This window comes from Pseudonocardia cypriaca, assembly GCF_006717045.1.
Classification (GTDB): Bacteria; Actinomycetota; Actinomycetes; order Mycobacteriales; family Pseudonocardiaceae; genus Pseudonocardia; species Pseudonocardia cypriaca.
On record NZ_VFPH01000001.1, the window covers coordinates 1,502,347 to 1,516,793 of the forward strand.

General features: G+C 73.3%; 18 protein-coding genes. 7 read left to right on the top strand and 11 right to left on the bottom strand.

What is annotated here, in order from left to right; translation table 11 throughout:
• Positions 1–93: 93 nt before the first annotated feature.
• The 3 genes from FB388_RS06995 to FB388_RS07005 form a co-directional block, all read right to left on the bottom strand.
• Positions 94–1,323 carry an HRDC domain-containing protein gene (locus tag FB388_RS06995; RefSeq protein ID WP_142098499.1) on the bottom strand — a complete coding sequence of 410 codons (1,230 nt, stop codon included), beginning with the start codon at positions 1,321–1,323 and terminating at the stop codon, positions 94–96.
• A complete protein-coding gene (locus FB388_RS07000) occupies positions 1,320–2,051 on the bottom strand; it encodes a LuxR C-terminal-related transcriptional regulator (protein ID WP_379590190.1) in 732 nt (243 codons plus the stop codon). Before FB388_RS07000 ends, FB388_RS06995 begins: the two co-directional genes overlap by 4 nt.
• A 269-nt stretch (positions 2,052–2,320) precedes the next feature.
• Positions 2,321–2,893, bottom strand: a complete 573-nt coding sequence (locus FB388_RS07005) for a DUF3000 domain-containing protein (protein ID WP_142098501.1) — start codon at positions 2,891–2,893, stop codon at positions 2,321–2,323.
• A gap of 126 nt (positions 2,894–3,019) precedes the next feature.
• Here FB388_RS07005 and hemE point away from each other — a divergent pair, with 126 nt between their 5' ends.
• Together hemE and hemG are read left to right on the top strand one after the other, a co-directional pair.
• Positions 3,020–4,084, top strand: a complete 1,065-nt coding sequence (gene hemE, locus FB388_RS07010; protein ID WP_142098504.1) for a uroporphyrinogen decarboxylase — start codon at positions 3,020–3,022, stop codon at positions 4,082–4,084.
• Positions 4,084–5,520 carry a protoporphyrinogen oxidase gene (hemG, locus tag FB388_RS07015; protein ID WP_142102685.1) on the top strand — a complete coding sequence of 479 codons (1,437 nt, stop codon included), beginning with the start codon at positions 4,084–4,086 and terminating at the stop codon, positions 5,518–5,520. The genes hemE and hemG overlap by 1 nt, the downstream gene beginning before the upstream one ends.
• Before the next feature lie 18 nt (positions 5,521–5,538).
• Here the strand turns inward: hemG and FB388_RS07020 are convergent, their stop codons facing one another.
• The 3 genes from FB388_RS07020 to FB388_RS40245 form a co-directional block, all read right to left on the bottom strand.
• On the bottom strand, positions 5,539–5,775 hold the full coding sequence (locus FB388_RS07020) for a ketohydroxyglutarate aldolase (RefSeq protein ID WP_142098506.1): 237 nt from the start codon (positions 5,773–5,775) through the stop codon (positions 5,539–5,541).
• Positions 5,776–5,787: 12 nt separating this feature from the next.
• Entirely contained in the window at positions 5,788–7,038 is a 1,251-nt protein-coding gene (locus FB388_RS07025; protein WP_246121694.1) for a S8 family serine peptidase, read from the bottom strand.
• A 158-nt stretch (positions 7,039–7,196) separates the two neighbouring features.
• Entirely contained in the window at positions 7,197–7,445 is a 249-nt protein-coding gene (locus tag FB388_RS40245) for an NAD(P)H-binding protein (protein ID WP_246121696.1), read from the bottom strand.
• A gap of 240 nt (positions 7,446–7,685) precedes the next feature.
• Between FB388_RS40245 and hemQ the strand changes: the two genes are divergently transcribed.
• Genes hemQ through FB388_RS07045 form a run of 3 tightly spaced genes read left to right on the top strand, consistent with a single transcriptional unit; the run spans position 7,686 to position 9,059 of the window.
• Positions 7,686–8,381 carry a hydrogen peroxide-dependent heme synthase gene (gene hemQ, locus FB388_RS07035; protein WP_142098509.1) on the top strand — a complete coding sequence of 232 codons (696 nt, stop codon included), beginning with the start codon at positions 7,686–7,688 and terminating at the stop codon, positions 8,379–8,381.
• Positions 8,382–8,424: 43 nt separating this feature from the next.
• Positions 8,425–8,664 (top strand): FitA-like ribbon-helix-helix domain-containing protein, encoded by a 240-nt coding sequence (locus FB388_RS07040; RefSeq protein ID WP_142098511.1) that lies wholly within the window; start codon positions 8,425–8,427, stop codon positions 8,662–8,664.
• Positions 8,661–9,059, top strand: a complete 399-nt coding sequence (locus tag FB388_RS07045; protein WP_142098514.1) for a type II toxin-antitoxin system VapC family toxin — start codon at positions 8,661–8,663, stop codon at positions 9,057–9,059. Before FB388_RS07040 ends, FB388_RS07045 begins: the two co-directional genes overlap by 4 nt.
• On the opposite strand, the gene msrB is transcribed toward FB388_RS07045, so the two are convergent.
• Both msrB and FB388_RS07055 read right to left on the bottom strand, forming a co-directional pair.
• Positions 9,052–9,477 (bottom strand): peptide-methionine (R)-S-oxide reductase MsrB, encoded by a 426-nt coding sequence (msrB, locus tag FB388_RS07050; RefSeq protein WP_142098516.1) that lies wholly within the window; start codon positions 9,475–9,477, stop codon positions 9,052–9,054. The genes FB388_RS07045 and msrB overlap by 8 nt on opposite strands.
• Positions 9,478–9,533: 56 nt before the next feature.
• Positions 9,534–9,839 (bottom strand): hypothetical protein, encoded by a 306-nt coding sequence (locus FB388_RS07055; RefSeq protein WP_142098519.1) that lies wholly within the window; start codon positions 9,837–9,839, stop codon positions 9,534–9,536.
• Between the two features lie 32 nt (positions 9,840–9,871).
• On the opposite strand from FB388_RS07055, the gene ligD reads away from it, so the two are divergent.
• Complete coding sequence (gene ligD / locus FB388_RS07060; RefSeq protein ID WP_142098522.1) at positions 9,872–10,915, top strand: non-homologous end-joining DNA ligase; 1,044 nt, start codon at positions 9,872–9,874, stop codon at positions 10,913–10,915.
• Positions 10,916–10,975: 60 nt separating this feature from the next.
• Here the strand turns inward: ligD and FB388_RS07065 are convergent, their stop codons facing one another.
• The 3 genes from FB388_RS07065 to FB388_RS07075 all read right to left on the bottom strand — a co-directional run bounded on the left by FB388_RS07065 (position 10,976) and on the right by FB388_RS07075 (position 12,809).
• On the bottom strand, positions 10,976–11,422 hold the full coding sequence (locus FB388_RS07065) for a DUF4383 domain-containing protein (protein ID WP_142098525.1): 447 nt from the start codon (positions 11,420–11,422) through the stop codon (positions 10,976–10,978).
• A gap of 93 nt (positions 11,423–11,515) precedes the next feature.
• Positions 11,516–11,998 (bottom strand): GNAT family N-acetyltransferase, encoded by a 483-nt coding sequence (locus tag FB388_RS07070; RefSeq protein ID WP_246121698.1) that lies wholly within the window; start codon positions 11,996–11,998, stop codon positions 11,516–11,518.
• Positions 11,999–12,008: 10 nt separating this feature from the next.
• The gene (locus tag FB388_RS07075; protein WP_211361803.1) at positions 12,009–12,809 is read right to left on the bottom strand and encodes an SDR family NAD(P)-dependent oxidoreductase; all 801 of its coding nucleotides are present in this window, start codon (positions 12,807–12,809) and stop codon (positions 12,009–12,011) included.
• A gap of 78 nt (positions 12,810–12,887) precedes the next feature.
• Between FB388_RS07075 and FB388_RS07080 the strand changes: the two genes are divergently transcribed.
• On the top strand, positions 12,888–14,075 hold the full coding sequence (locus FB388_RS07080; RefSeq protein ID WP_142098528.1) for a zinc-dependent alcohol dehydrogenase: 1,188 nt from the start codon (positions 12,888–12,890) through the stop codon (positions 14,073–14,075).
• The last annotated feature ends 372 nt before the right edge of the window (positions 14,076–14,447 follow it).

The window sequence follows — 14,447 nt, forward strand, 5'->3', positions numbered from 1 at the left end:
CTCTGCCGACGTAGCGGTCAGTTCCTGTCCGCTGCGGCCGGCTCACGGTCGCGCCCGCCCTAGCGGCGTGGCGTCCAGGTGCACGCGGGCCCGTCAGCGGGCCGCGAGGGCCTTCTCGAGGCGGTCGGCGAGGAGGTCGATCTGCCACTCCCGGGCGCCACCGGCGCGCAGGGCGCCGCGCACGTCGCCGTCGGCGGGCGGGCTCCAGCACAGGCGGCGCAGCAGGTCGGGCTGCAGCAGGTTCTCCACCGGGACGTTCCACTGCTCGCCCACCTCGGCCACGGCCGCGCGGGCGGCGGTGAGGCGGGTGGCGGCGTCCGGGTCGCGGTCGGTCCACCGGGAGACCGGAGGCGGCCCCTCGACGGCCGGGGCGGCGCGCGGGTACTCGGCGGGGTCGAGCGCGTACGCCTTCTCCAGAGCCCCGAACCAGTACGACGTGAGGCGGCGCTGGGCCCGGCCGCGGAACGTCGGCATACCGGCGAGCGCCTGCGCGGACGCGGGCTCGGCGGACGCCGCCGCCACGATCGCGCTGTCGGGCAGCACCCGCCCCGGTGCGATGTCCCGCTCGGCGGCGAGCCGGTCGCGGGCCTCCCAGAGCGCGCGGGCCGCCGCGAGGAGCCGCGGCTTGCGCAGCTTGTGGACCCCCGACAGGCGCCGCCACGGCTCGGCGCGGGGCGCGTGCGGCGGCGCGGTGCGGACGGCCTCGAACTCCTGGGCCGCCCACTCGAGCTTGCCCTGCTCGGCCAGCTCGCGGGCGAGCACGTCACGCAGCTCGACGAGCACCTCGACGTCGAGCGCGGCGTAGACGAGCCAGTCCTCGGGCAGCGGGCGGCGCGACCAGTCCGCGGCGCCGTGCCCCTTCTCCAGCGAGAGCCCCAGCAGCTGCTCCACCAGCGGACCGAGCCCGACGCGGGGGAACCCGGCCAGGCGGGCGGCCAGCTCCGTGTCGAACAGCCGGGACGGAGCGAGCCCCACCTCGGCCAGGCAGGGGAGATCCTGGTTGGCCGCGTGCAGCACCCACTCCGGCCCGGTGAGGGCGGGCGCGAGCGGAGTGAGGTCGCCGCCGAGCGGGATCGGGTCGACCAGAGCCGTGCCCGCACCCTCACGGCGCAACTGGACGAGGTAGGCGCGCTGCGAGTACCGGAAGCCGGACGCCCGTTCGGCGTCGACGGCGATGGGCCCGCTGCCGCTCGCGACGGCAGCGGCGGTGTGGTCGAGCGCAGCGCGGTCGACGACGACCGGAGGCAACCCATCGGCCGGCCGCAGCAGCGGAACCGGCTCCGGTGCGTCCGGATCTTCGCCTGTGAGTGCTTCTTCTGTCAGCGGATGACCCCGGCACGCATAGCCAGCGCGACCATCTGGGCGCGGTCACCGGTGCCGAGCTTGCGCCCGATGCGCGAGAGGTGACTCTTCACGGTGAGCGCCGACAGGCTCAGGGCCTCGCCGATCTCCTTGTTGGACTGCCCGTCCGCCACGAGCTGCAGGACCTCCACCTCGCGCGCAGAGAGCTCACGCGGGGTGTTGTCGGTACCCGGTACCCGGGTGCCGGTGGCGAGCAGCGGCGCAACGGTCGGGTCGGCGTACACGCCGCCGTCCAGCACCCGCTTGACACCGTCGGTGACGATCGCCGCCGACGCCGACTTCAGCAGGTACGCCTGCGCGCCGGCCTGGAACGCCGACCGCACCGCGTACGGGTCGTCGGACGAGGCGAGCACGACCAGCCGGTTCCAGCCGAGCGATCGCAGCTCGGTGACGAGGTCGAGCCCGCTGCCGTCCGGCAGGCCGAGATCGAGGATCGCCAGGTCGCACGGCCCGTTGGCATGCGCACGAGCGCGTGCCTCCGCGACGGATGCGGCCTCGTACACCGTGCCGGCGCCCATCGACCGCAGACGCGCGGCGATCGCCTCGCGCAGCAATGGGTGGTCGTCGACCACCAGCACCGAGAACAGCTCTTCCCGCGGGTGCGGGACCATCGCGGGCGACAGCACAGCATGGGCGGGTGGATGCCCCGCAGCGCCGCGCACCGGCGCGCCTTGGCCCACAACGGCCACGTCACTACCTCCCTGGAGTCGGTCGTTGCCCCCCGACCGGCACCAGACCCCCGGTCGGAAGAACTACTCGCCCGACCGCCCGAGGAGGTGTCGTGGAGGAAGCGTAGCCCCCCAAGCGGTCTAACGTCGTGTATCGGATCGAACTTCTCCGGGTGAAAGTTACAGCGTTGTCGATGCCGTTCCACTCGTCCGGGTGAGGATATTGATCACTGGCAGCATCGAACCCGCTGGTGAACCCCAGGATCACCCGATCGTGGGCGTATCTTCTTTCAGACCCGACGAGTTGCTAGCGGGAGCACTCCGACGGGCGGCAGACCGGCCGCGGACGCCACAAGTGCGCAGAACGCTTCGGCGTGTCGGGACAGATCGGAGCCCACCGGGGTCCATGACGCGCGCAGCTCGACGTCGTCGTCGCGGCGCGGACCGGCGATGTCGCCGAACCGCACGGAGGACGTCTGCGTGACCGTGCCGCCGAGCGCGACGTGCTCGGCGCCTGCGAGCTCGAGCGCCTCGGTCAACCAGGACCAGCCGACCACGGGCAGCATCTCGTCACCGAGCTGCTCGGGCTCCAGCCGCGCCTGGACGAAGCACACGAGCCGGAAGGTGCCCCCCCAGGAGTCCTGCCCGGCCGGGTCGTGCAGCAGGATGAGGCGGCCGCTGGTATCCGGCTCCGAGGAGTCCCCGTCCTCGGTCACGGCCTCCACGCTGAACGCCCACGTGAACGGCGCGAGCCGGGGCGGCGCGTCCAGCGGGGCGATCACGAGCTCTGGCCGCGGCCGCACGGCGCGCAGCGAGGCGACGGCCTGCTGGAACTCCTGTGGTGGGGCGGGCGCGTCGGACACGAGCGAGGACTCTAGGTCGCTCTCGGTGATCCGCAGCCGAGGCGCGCCGCATGCTGGACAACCCGGACGTGGGACCCGATGGCCCGACGGTGACGCGGTGGTGGCGCGTGGGAGGATGGCGGGATCATGACCGTCATGCCCGCCTCCGACGTCCACCCCCGGCGGCACCTACCCGCGGCGCCGCTACTCGCTGCCGCGCGCGGCGACCGGCCGTCCCGCCTGCCGGTGTGGTTCATGCGCCAGGCCGGGCGCTCGCTGCCGGAGTACCGGGCCCTGCGGGCCGGTTCCGGCATGCTGCAGGCCTGCCTCACACCGGACCTCACCTGCGAGATCACCCTCCAGCCGGTGCGCAGGCACGGCGTTGACGCCGCGATCCTCTTCAGCGACATCGTCGTGCCGCTCTACGTGGCCGGGGTCGGCGTGGACATCGTCGCCGGCACGGGGCCCGTGATCGCCCACCCGGTGCGGACGATGGCCGACGTCGAGCGGATCCCGCTGCTGCACCCCGAGCAGGTCGCGCCCGTCACCGACGCGATCGCGCTGCTGATCCCCGAACTGGGTGACACCCCGTTGATCGGCTTCGCGGGCGCGCCCTTCACCCTCGCCTCCTACCTCGTGGAGGGCGGTCCCAGCCGCAACCACGAGCGCACCAAGGCCCTGATGCGGTCGGCGCCCGACGTGTGGCACGCGCTCATGGCCCGGCTCGGCGAGATCACCGGCACCTTCCTACGGGCGCAGGTGGCGGCGGGCGTCGACGCGGTCCAGCTGTTCGACTCGTGGGCGGGGGCGCTCTCCGAGCGGGACTACCGCGAGTACGTCCTGCCGCACTCCGCCCGGGTCCTGGAGAGCGTCGCGGGTGCAGGCGTGCCGCGCATCCACTTCGGGGTCGGCACCGGCGAGCTGCTCGGCGCGATGGCCGAGGCGGGCGCCGACGTGGTGGGCGTCGACTGGCGGGTGCCCCTCGACGAGGCCGCGCGCCGCACCGGTGGACGCGTCGCCGTGCAGGGCAACCTCGACCCCGCCGTGCTCTTCGCCGACCGGGCGTCGATCGAGGCCGAGGCGCGCCGCATCGTCGCGGAGGGCCGGCTCGCCCCGGGGCACGTGTTCAACCTCGGGCACGGCGTGCTCCCGGAGACCGACCCCGACGCGCTCACCCGGCTCGTCGAGCTGGTGCACACGCTCGAACCGTGATCGCCCGCGTCGCGGTCGTCGGCGGCGGGATCTCCGGGCTCGCGGCCGCACACCGGCTGCGCACGCTCCTCGGTCCGGGCACCCGCATCGACGTGCTCGACCAGCGCGACCGCGTCGGCGGAGTGCTGCACACCGTCGACCTCGCCGGCGTGCCGTTCGACGTCGGGGCCGAGGCGTTCCTCGCCAGGAGGCCCGAGGTGCCCGCGCTGCTGGCCGAGCTCGGGCTGACCGACGCGCTGGTGCACCCGACGAGGGCGGCCGCGTCGGTCCGCGCGGCGGGCCGCACCGGGCCGCTGCCGGGCGGCACCCTCATGGGGGTCCCGACCAGCGCCGCGCGGCTCGACGGGCTGCTGTCCGCCGCAGGTCTCGCCGCGGTGACCGCCGAGCCGGAGCTGCCGCTCTCCTGGGAGCCGGGTGGGGACGTGGCGCTCGGCGGGCTGCTGCGGGCCCGGTTCGGCGACGAGATCGCCGACCGGCTCGCCGACCCCCTGCTGGGCGGCGTCTACGCGGGCCGCGTCGACGCCCTCGGCCTCCGGGCGACCGTCCCCGCCCTGGCCACGGCCCTCGACGCGGGCGCCCCGTCCCTGACCGCCGCCGCCGACACCGCGACACAAGTGCACCCAGCCCGCGACTCGCGCGTTGAGGGTGCGCGAGTCGCGGGCTCGGTGCAGCTGAGTGGCGAGGCGCGGCCGGGTGGGTCCGTGTTCGGGGCGGTGCGGGGCGGGTACCGGGTGCTGCTAGACGCATTGGTCGCGGCTTCCGGGGCGGACGTCCGGCTGCGCACCACGGTCCGGGAGCTGCAGCGCCGGGAGGGCGGGTGGCGGCTCGTGCTCGGGCCGACCACCGCGCCCGAGGTCCTCGACGTCGATGCGGTCGTGCTCGCCGTCCCGGCCCCAGCGGCCGCCCGGTTGCTCGCCGGCGTGGCCCCGATGGCGGCCAGGGCGGCGGGGGAGATCGAGCTCGCGTCCTCCGTGGTCGTCGCGCTGGCCTTCCGGGCGGCGGACGCCGCATCGCTCCCGCCCACCTCGGGCGTGCTCGTCGCGGCGGACGAGCCACTGGCCGTGAAGGCCTTCACCCACTCCTCGAACAAGTGGGCGCACCTCGCCGAGGGCGGCCTCGTCAGGCTGAGGGCGTCGCTGGGGCGGTTCGGGGAGGCCTCCACCCTCCAGGTCGACGACGCCGAGCTCGTCGCCCGCGCCCGGGCCGACCTGGGCGCGCTCACCGGGATCACCGCCGCACCGGTTGCCACCCACGTGCAGCGGTGGGGCGGGGGCCTGCCGCAGTACGGCGTCGGTCACCTGGACCGGGTGCGGATGGTCGAGGAGGGCCTGCCGCGGGGCGTGGCCGTGGCCGGGGCGGCGCTGCACGGCGTCGGCGTGCCGGCCTGCATCGCCACCGGCCGGGCGGCTGCGGAGCGCGTGGCCGCCGCGGGCTGAGCGGGCTACCGCGCGGGTTTACTGCAGGTCGGAGTCGGGCGGCGGCAGCTGCACCGTCCGTTGCGGCTCGACGGCCGCGACACCGGCCACGCTGCCCAGTGCGCGCACGTGCCGGGTGTCGACCGAGCCGGTGATCACCCCGATCGGGCGCAGGACCTGCTCGACGTGCATGCCGCCGCTCTCGAGGGCTCTGACGACCTCGTCGATCCGGCCCATCGCGTCGTCGGCGACGGAGACCGTGATCTTCTCGGGCATGCTGTCAGCCTGTCAGGCGCCGGGCGCGCGAACCAGCCCCGAGCCGACGTCGCTCGCCGGGAGCGGCAGCCGCTGCGCGGCCTGCACGAGCTGCGTCCACAGCTCGTGGCCGGTCGCCCCGGTGCGCTGGGACCACAGTGCCGCGATGCCTGCGACGTGCGGCGTGGCCATGCTGGTGCCGGAGATCGTGTTCGTGCCCCCGGGCAGCGGCCAGGACGAGTAGATGGCGACGCCCGGGCCCGCGATGTCGACCTGCCCACCCTCGACGGTGGTGCTCGCGGCGGAGAAGTCGGCGATGGCCAGCGTGCTGTCGACGGCGCCGACGGCCATGATCGACGGGCTGTTGGCTGGCACCCCCACGAAGCCGGGGTCGCCCGCGCCGCGGCGGGCGTTGTTGCCGGCGGCGGCCACGACGAGAGCGCCTGCGGCGAGGGCGCGCCGCCCGGTGGTCTCGTACGCCGTCGAGACCTCCCGGACGTCGGCGCCGAGCGACATCGAGATCACCCGCGCGCCCGAGGCGATCGCCCAGCTGATGCCGGCGAGGATGTCCGCGTCGGTGCCGGTGCCGTCGTCCCCGAGGACCTTGCCGACGAGGATGCGCGCCCCGTGGGCGACTCCGTAACGCCGCCCACCAGTTGTCGGGGCGAGTGCCCCGCAGGCCGTCCCGGTGACGTGGGTGCCGTGGCCCTGCACGTCCTGGGCGGTCTGGCCCTCGACGAACGACCTGGCCTCGATGCCGCGACCGGCGAAGTCGGGGTGGCCGAGGTCGAGCCCGGTGTCGAGCACCGCGAGGGTGACGCCGGCACCGGTCTCCGGCGAGTCGGCGACGCCGGTGGCCTGCAGCCCCCAAGTCAAGGTGTCGGTGTCGCCGAACCGCGCCGTTGCGGTGAGGCCGCCCGCGAGCCGGGAGTGCAGGAACTGGGCGGCGTCGCGGAAGCCGCGCAGGTACTCCTCGGAAAGGGACCCCTCGGATGGCGACACCCCGATCGCGCGGCGCACCCGCTCCGGCTCGACGGCGAGCAGTCGCCGGTCCGTGCGCGCGGCGGCCAGCTGGTCCGCGGAGAGGTCCGCGACGGCCACGCCCAGCTCGGAGAAGAGCGTGGGCTGGGTGGGCGCGAGTGGTGGAACGTCGCGCGTGCTCGTGACGTCCGTTCCGCTCAGCTGCTCCACCGCCGCGCGGGAGCGGTCGTCGTCGCCCAGCAGGTCCTCGTTCAGCACCAGCAGGTAGCGGCCGGTCGACATCGCCGCGACGTTCTCCACCACTAGACCCCCTGATCACGTCACTCCTCAGGATCATCGTGCCGGTGAGTGGGGGCGCGGCTCACCCGGGGATCAGCCGGCGGCGACCGAGAGCGAGGCCGTACCGACCGTGTCGTCGGTGACCGCCCGCAGCAGCACGGCGGTCGCGAGGTCGGCGCGGCTCATCGTGTAGGAGCCGCGCACGTCGGCGTCGACGCGGTGGCGGATCCGCCGGTGGCCGGCCGGTCGGTGAGACGCGGCGGCGGCATGATCGTCCAGTCGAGACCGCTCGCGCGGACGACCTCCTCCATCACCAGCATGTCGGCGTCCTCGACGGCTCGCAGCACGGCTGCGCGGTCGTCCAACCCGGCCGTGACGATGGTCAGGCCGGGACGCGGCGGGACGGCGAGCCGTGCGGGGTCCCTGACCACGGCGACGACCCGGTGCCCGGCGTCCAGCGCCTGGGCGGGCTCGCCCCCTCCGCCGAACCCGCTGGCGGTGGCCCAGCTCCTGCTCGGGGCGTGCTTCCAGCAGGCGTTCCTCGCCGACTTCGCGGGGAACCCGCCCGACGGGACCAGCTGGCGGACCTGGCTCGCCGGCTCGTCACCACCGTGCTGGGCGCCACGCCCGGCCCGGACGGGGGCTGATGACCTGCGTGGCAGGATGGACGCGTGGCACGCCTCGACTACGCAGAGCTGAACAGCGCCATCCGCTACACGATGTGGTCGGTGTTCCGGGTGGAGCCGGGTCGGCTCGGCGACGAGCGCGGGGCGGTGGGGAGCCAGCTCACCGAGTTCCTCGACGCACTGGCCGGCAAGGGCGTGACGGTGCGCGGGGTCTACGACCTGGCCGGCATGCGCGCCGACGCCGACTACATGGTCTGGTGGCACGCTGACAACGTCGAGGCCCTCCAGGCGGCCTACGCCGACCTGCGCCGCACCACCACGCTCGGCCGGGCCAGCGCGCCCGTGTGGAGCCAGGTGGCCCTGCACCGTCCGGCCGAGTTCAACAAGAGCCACCTCCCCGCGTTCGTCGCGGGGGAGGCGCCGAGGCGCTACATCTGCGTCTACCCGTTCGTCCGCTCCTACGAGTGGTACCTCCTGCCCGACGACGAGCGGCGCCGGATGCTCGCCGAGCACGGCAGGGAGGCCCGCGACTACCCGGACGTGCGCGCCAACACCGTGTCGTCGTTCGCGCTCGGCGACTACGAGTGGATCCTCGCCTTCGAGGCCGACCAGCTCGAGCGGATCGTCGACCTGATGCGCCACCTGCGTGGCACCGACGCCCGCCGGCACGTCCGCGAGGAGACGCCGTTCTACACCGGACCCCGGGTGGAGCCGGGGGCGTTGGTCGCAACGCTGCCGTGAATCGAGTAGCGCTGATTCAGCGCTACTCGATAGGCATGTCGTCATGGCCACGATCCAGATCCGGGATGTTCCGGACGACGTCTACGAGGCGATACGGCAGGAGGCCAAGGCAGCCGGCCAGTCCTTGCAGGCCTACATGCGGGAGCAGGTGACCGAGCTCGCGCGTCGGCGTGCGCGATGGTCGGGGATCGTCGCCGAATGGGAGGCGGAGCTCGAGCGGTTCCAGCCCACGGTCAGCCGTGAGCAGATCCTGTCCGACCTCGATGAGGACCGCCGCCGTTGACCGACGTCGTTCTGGATGCCTCGGCCACCGTGACTGTTCTGGTCGAGCGTACGAACGAGGCGCATGAGCTCCGGGAATGCCTCGGACGGCTGGGACGGCATGCGCCCCACCTCGTCGACGCCGAAGTCGGCAGCGTGCTGCGACGGCGAGTCGGGGCGGGGATGCTTCCGGCCGAGCTTGCCGAGGGAGCCCTCCGCGCCCTCGACACCCTTGTCGTCCAGCGGTATCCACACGGCCCGTTGGCGCCGACCGTGTGGGGCCTGCGCCACAACTTCTCCTACTACGACGCGCTCTACGTCGCCCTTGCCGCCCGGCTCCGCGCGCCACTGCTGACCGCGGACAAGCGGCTCGCGAATGCCCCGGGCCTGCCTTGCGAGGTCGAGCTGATCAACTAGCGTCCGGCTCCAGCCGGAGCGAGATCGAGTTGATGCAGTACCGCAGGTCGGTGGGGGTGGGATAGCCCTCGCCCTCGAAGACGTGACCCAGGTGGCTGTGGCAGGTGGCGCACAGCACCTCGACCCGGCGCATGCCGAGGCTCGTGTCGACTCGCTCGATCACGGCGTCGCCCGCGAGCGGGGTGAAGAACGACGGCCAGCCGCAGTGCGACTCGAACTTGGTGTCGGAGCGGAACAGCTCGGCGCCGCAGGCGCGGCAGGAGTAGACGCCCTGCGTCTTGGTGTCGGTGTACTCGCCGGTGAACGGCCGCTCGGTGCCGGCCTTGCGCAGCACCTGGTACTCGGCGGGGGTGAGCTGGGCGCGCCACTCCGCATCGGACTTGACGACCTTCGGGGCGGGCTCGGTGGCGGGATCCATGCTTCCCAGACTATGTCCGCCGCTCGCCCGGTGCACCGACCCGGCCGCGGCCGGCGCTACAGGAGCGTGACCAGCACGAACACCAGCGCCTCCCACACCACCCACGCCACGACCAGGAGCAGCAGCGCGACCACCGCGACCGCGGCCCACCGCCGTCCGCCCTCGGCCCGGTTGGCGGACTCGGCGAAGTCGCGCACACCCTCCAGGTAGCCCTCCACGGTGAAGGCGGGGCGCTGGCGCTGCATGCGGTCGAGGTGCGCGGCGAAGGCCTGCGCCTCCGGGTCCTCGGGGTCGAGCCCGAGCAGCTCGTCGTCGAACTGCCGGGAACGGCCCGGACGGTCCGGTTCGTGGAGATCGGGCATCCCGGTCAGCCTAGCGGGTAGCGTCCGCAGTCGTGGCGAGCAAGAGCGCGGCCGTGCTGCTGTCGGTCCCGGGCCCCGACGGCGCCCGCGAGGTGCGGCTGACCAGCCCGGACAAGGTGTACTTCCCGGAGCGGGGGATCACCAAGGGCGAGGTCGTCGAGTACTACCGCGCGGTGGCGGAGCCGCTCCTGGGCGCGCTGCGCGAGCGGCCGACCAACCTCAAGCGCTACCCCGACGGCATCGACGGTGAGTCGTTCTTCGCCAAGCGGTTGCCGAAGGGTGCGCCGCCGTACGTCGAGACCGCCCGGGTGACGTTCCCCAGCGGTCGCACCGCCGACTCGCTCTGCCCCACCGAGCAGGCTGTTCTGGTCTGGGCGGCGAACATGGGCACCTTCGACTTCCACCCGTGGCCGGTCCGGCGCGCCGACGTCGACCGCCCCGACGAGCTGCGCATCGACCTCGACCCGCAGCCGGGCACCGACTTCGCCGACGCCGTGGCGGTCGCCGCGGTGCTGCGCGAGGTGCTCGACGAGGCCGGGCTGGTCGGCTGGCCGAAGACGTCCGGCGGGCGGGGCGTCCACGTGTTCTGCCGGATCCGCCCCGAGTGGGACTTCGTGGCCGTACGGCACGCGGTGATCGCCATCGCGCGGCGGGTCGCGGATCGGTCGCCGGACAGGGCCACCGTCGCGTGGTGGAAGGAGGAGCGCGGCGAGCGCGTGTTCCTCGACTACAACCAGGCCGCCCGGGACCGCACGGTCGCGTCGGCGTGGTCGGTGCGCGGGCGGCCGCGTGCCACCGTTTCGATGCCGGTGACGTGGGAGACGCTGCCCGACGTCGAGCCGGAGGACTTCGACGTGCGCACCGTGCCCGGCCTTTACGCCGAGCACGGCGACCCGCACGCGGGGATGGACGAGGCGGCGGGCGGCCTGGAGCGGGTGCTCGAGTGGTACGCCGCCGACGAGCGGGACCGCGGGCTCGGTGACCTGCCCTACCCGCCGGAGTACCCGAAGATGCCGGGCGAGCCGATGCGGGTGCAGCCGTCCCGCGCGCGGGAGAAGCCCGCGGACGCCACCTGATCGCGACGGAGCCCACCACCCCGTGCGGGGGCGGTGGGCTCCGCTCTGATGCGGGTCAGGTCAAACGGTGCGGCGGTCGCGGCCGAGCAGGAGGCCGAGCGCGATCATGCCGACGGCGAGCACGAGGTGCAGCCAGTTGTCGGCCGTGTTCAGGGGGACGAAGTTGGCTGCGCTGTTCTGGTCGATCAGCAGCCCGTAGATCCACAGCACGGCGTAGATCACGCCGCCGAAGATCAGGAAGTTGCGAGCCCCTGCCGCGGTACGGGACATCGCCAACCCGGCGACGCCGAACAGCAGGTGCACGATGTTGTGCAGCACCGAGACCTGGAACAGGCCGAGCAGCATCGCCTCGGACTGGTGGCCTGCGAAGCTCAGGTCGCCGAAGTTGGTTGTGATGCCGGGGATGAATCCGAGCACACCTACCAGCAGGAACACGACACCTACGACGAGTGCGGCGAGCTGGATGGGGCGGCGGACGTCGACGGCACGGCTGCCTGATGTGGCCATGGCGATCGATCCTTCTCTGGGAGTCGCGCTTCCGTGAGGGCTTTCCTCGAGGGGCCGGATACCCCCGTTCCGAAGGCTCGAACACCGAGTAACTCAGCGGGGAACCAACCGCTTCTCGTATCGGTGGGCGGGGACGCGGATCGGCGCGTCCGGTCCCTCCGCCATGTGCTCGAAGGGGCCCTCGTCGGTCCACCCGTTCCGCTCGTAGAACCGGCGGGCCCGGGTGTTGCCCGCGACGACGGCGAGCCACGCCCGCCCGTGCCCACCGGCCTCGACGAGGCGCTCGGCCTCCGCGAGGAGAGCGGCCGCCACCGCGGTGCCCCGGTGCGCGTCGGCGACGTAGACCTGCTCGACCTCGTCGCCGACCACCATCACGAATCCCGCGACGGCACCGTCGACGACCGCGACCACCGTGTCGCCGGTCCGCTCGCCCGCACGGACGTCGAACGAGGCGTCCGTGCGGGCGGCGGTCAGCTCGTCGGGAACGTGGCCGAGGTGGCCGTCCCGCCAGCCGCTGCGCCAGACCGCGGCGACCGCGGGCGCGTCCTCGGGGCGAGCGGGCCGGAGCGTCACCACGCTCCGGAGGTTACTGACCGGCCGAACCCGGTTCCGCCATCTGCCGGTGCCCCTTCGCCTTGAGGGCGTCGGGCATGACCTTGCTGGCCGCCTCCTGAGCCCTGGTGCTCAGCGACCCGGCGACGACCCGCCGCTCGCCCTTCATGAGCGCCTCGAAGCCCTGTTGCGCGACCTGCCCCGCGTCGTCCTTGGACGACGCGCCGACCTTCGTGTCCTCCATGTCGGCGCGGCGGAAGAAGTCGGTCTCGGTCGGGCCGGGCATCAGCGAGGTGACCGTGACGGCGCTGTCGCGCAGCTCCTCCTGCAGCGCCTCGGCGAACGACTGCAGGAAGGACTTCGAGGCGTTGTAGATGGCCTGGAAGGTGCCGGGCATCGTCGAGGCGATGGACGAGGTGATCAGCACCCGCCCCTCGTCACGCGCGGTCATGGCCCGCAGGACGTGCTTGGCCAGCCGCACGGTCGACGTGACGTTCAGGTCGATGATCGCGAGTTCGTCGGCCAGCTCGGTGTCGACGAACGCGCCGCCCTTCCCGACGCCTGCGTTGAGCGCCGCGGCGGCCAGCGGGCGTCCGGTCGCGGTGACGGCCGACCAGAGCTGCTCGACGCCCTCGGCCGTCCGCAGGTCGGCGCGCACGGCCTGGACGTCGGCACCCGAGGCGCGCAGCTCGGCGGCGGCCGTCTCGAGCCGGTCGTCCTCCGCGTTGATGACGAGGTCGAATCCGTTCTGGACGAACTGGTCGGCCAGCTCACGCCCGATCCCGCTGGAAGCGCCGGTGACCATGGCGAGTGGCCTGGTGGTGGACGAAGTCATGCCCCGGTGGCTACCCGCCGCCGTTTCCGGCAACCCATGCGGGGAACGGAAGGGGTTCGACGTCACGGAGGAGTCCCAATGCGAGCGGTCACCTGGCACGGCAAGCGCGACGTACGCGTGGACAACGTGCCCGATCCGACGATCCAGGAGCCTACCGACGTGGTCGTCCGCGTCACGTCGACGGGTATCTGCGGCTCCGACCTGCACCTCTACGAGGTCCTCGGTCCCTTCCTCGACGAGGGCGACATCCTGGGGCACGAGCCGATGGGTGTGGTCGAGGAGGTGGGCAGCGAGGTCAACGCGCTGGCTCCGGGCGACCGGGTCGTCATCCCGTTCAACGTCTCCTGCGGCACGTGCTGGATGTGCGTCCGCGGGCTGCACTCCCAGTGCGAGACCACGCAGGTGCACGCCCACGGCAAGGGCGCATCGCTCTTCGGGTACACCAAGCTCTACGGCCAGGTGCCCGGCGGGCAGGCCGAGTACCTGCGGGTGCCGTTCGGGGACACGCTGCCCATCAAGGTGCCGGACGGTCCGCCGGACGACCGGTTCGTCTACCTCTCCGACGTGCTGCCCACGTCCTGGCAGGCCGTCGAGTACGCGGCGGTGCCGCCGGGCGGCTCGCTGCTCGTGCTCGGCCTCGGCCCGATCGGCGACATGAGCGCCCGGGTGGCGCAGCACCGCGGCGTCGAGAACGTGATCGGCATCGACCTCGTGCCCGAGCGGCTGGAGCGGGCCCGCGCTCACGGCGTCACGGCGATCGACCTGTCCGAGCACGGCCGCGACCTCGTCGACCACGTCCGCGGGCTCACCGACGGGCGCGGCCCCGACTCCGTCATCGACGCCGTCGGGATGGAGGCGCACGGCTCGCCGGTCGGCAAGCTGGCCCAGCAGCTCACCGGCCTGCTCCCGGACGCCCTTGCCGCGAAGCTCATGGAGACCGCGGGCGCGGACCGGCTGAACGCGCTCTACTCGGCGATCGAGCTGGTGCGCCGCGGCGGCACGATCTCGCTCAGCGGCGTCTACGGCGGCATGGTCGACCCGCTGCCGATGCTCACCCTGTTCGACAAGCAGATCCAGCTGCGCATGGGGCAGGCCAACGTGCACCGCTGGGTGCCCGAGATCCTCCCGCTGCTCGTCGACGACCCGCTGGGGGTGGACGACTTCGCCACCCACCGCCTCCCGCTCGACGCCGCCCCCGAGGCGTACGCCACGTTCCAGGCGAAGAAGGACGGGATGGTGAAGACGCTGCTGCAGCCCGCGATGTGATGGCTCGACCGCGGCCCGAGATCACTCTCACCAGCGGCACTCCTGCAGCACCGGTGTCCGGCCCGACCTGACCACCGGCGCGGGTCGGGCGCATGATCCGGAGTATCGGTTGGCTATGGCTGTGGCGGCAGCCGTGGACAACCGCTACTCGCGATCTTGGCGTTCATGATCCGGTGTATCGGGCGGTCACGGTCGTGGGGGCAGCCATGGACAACCGCCCGTTCGGATCATGGTCTGCTCCCTACCTGCTGTTGATCGGTTCTCGTCGGGTCGGTCTGGTCGGTGCGCCGCCGATGGGCGCGCCGTTCCCGGCTCGGGCCTCCCAGCGCTCGGTCCGCCTCGGCCTCTCGGGTGCTCCTCCTTCCCGTCGCC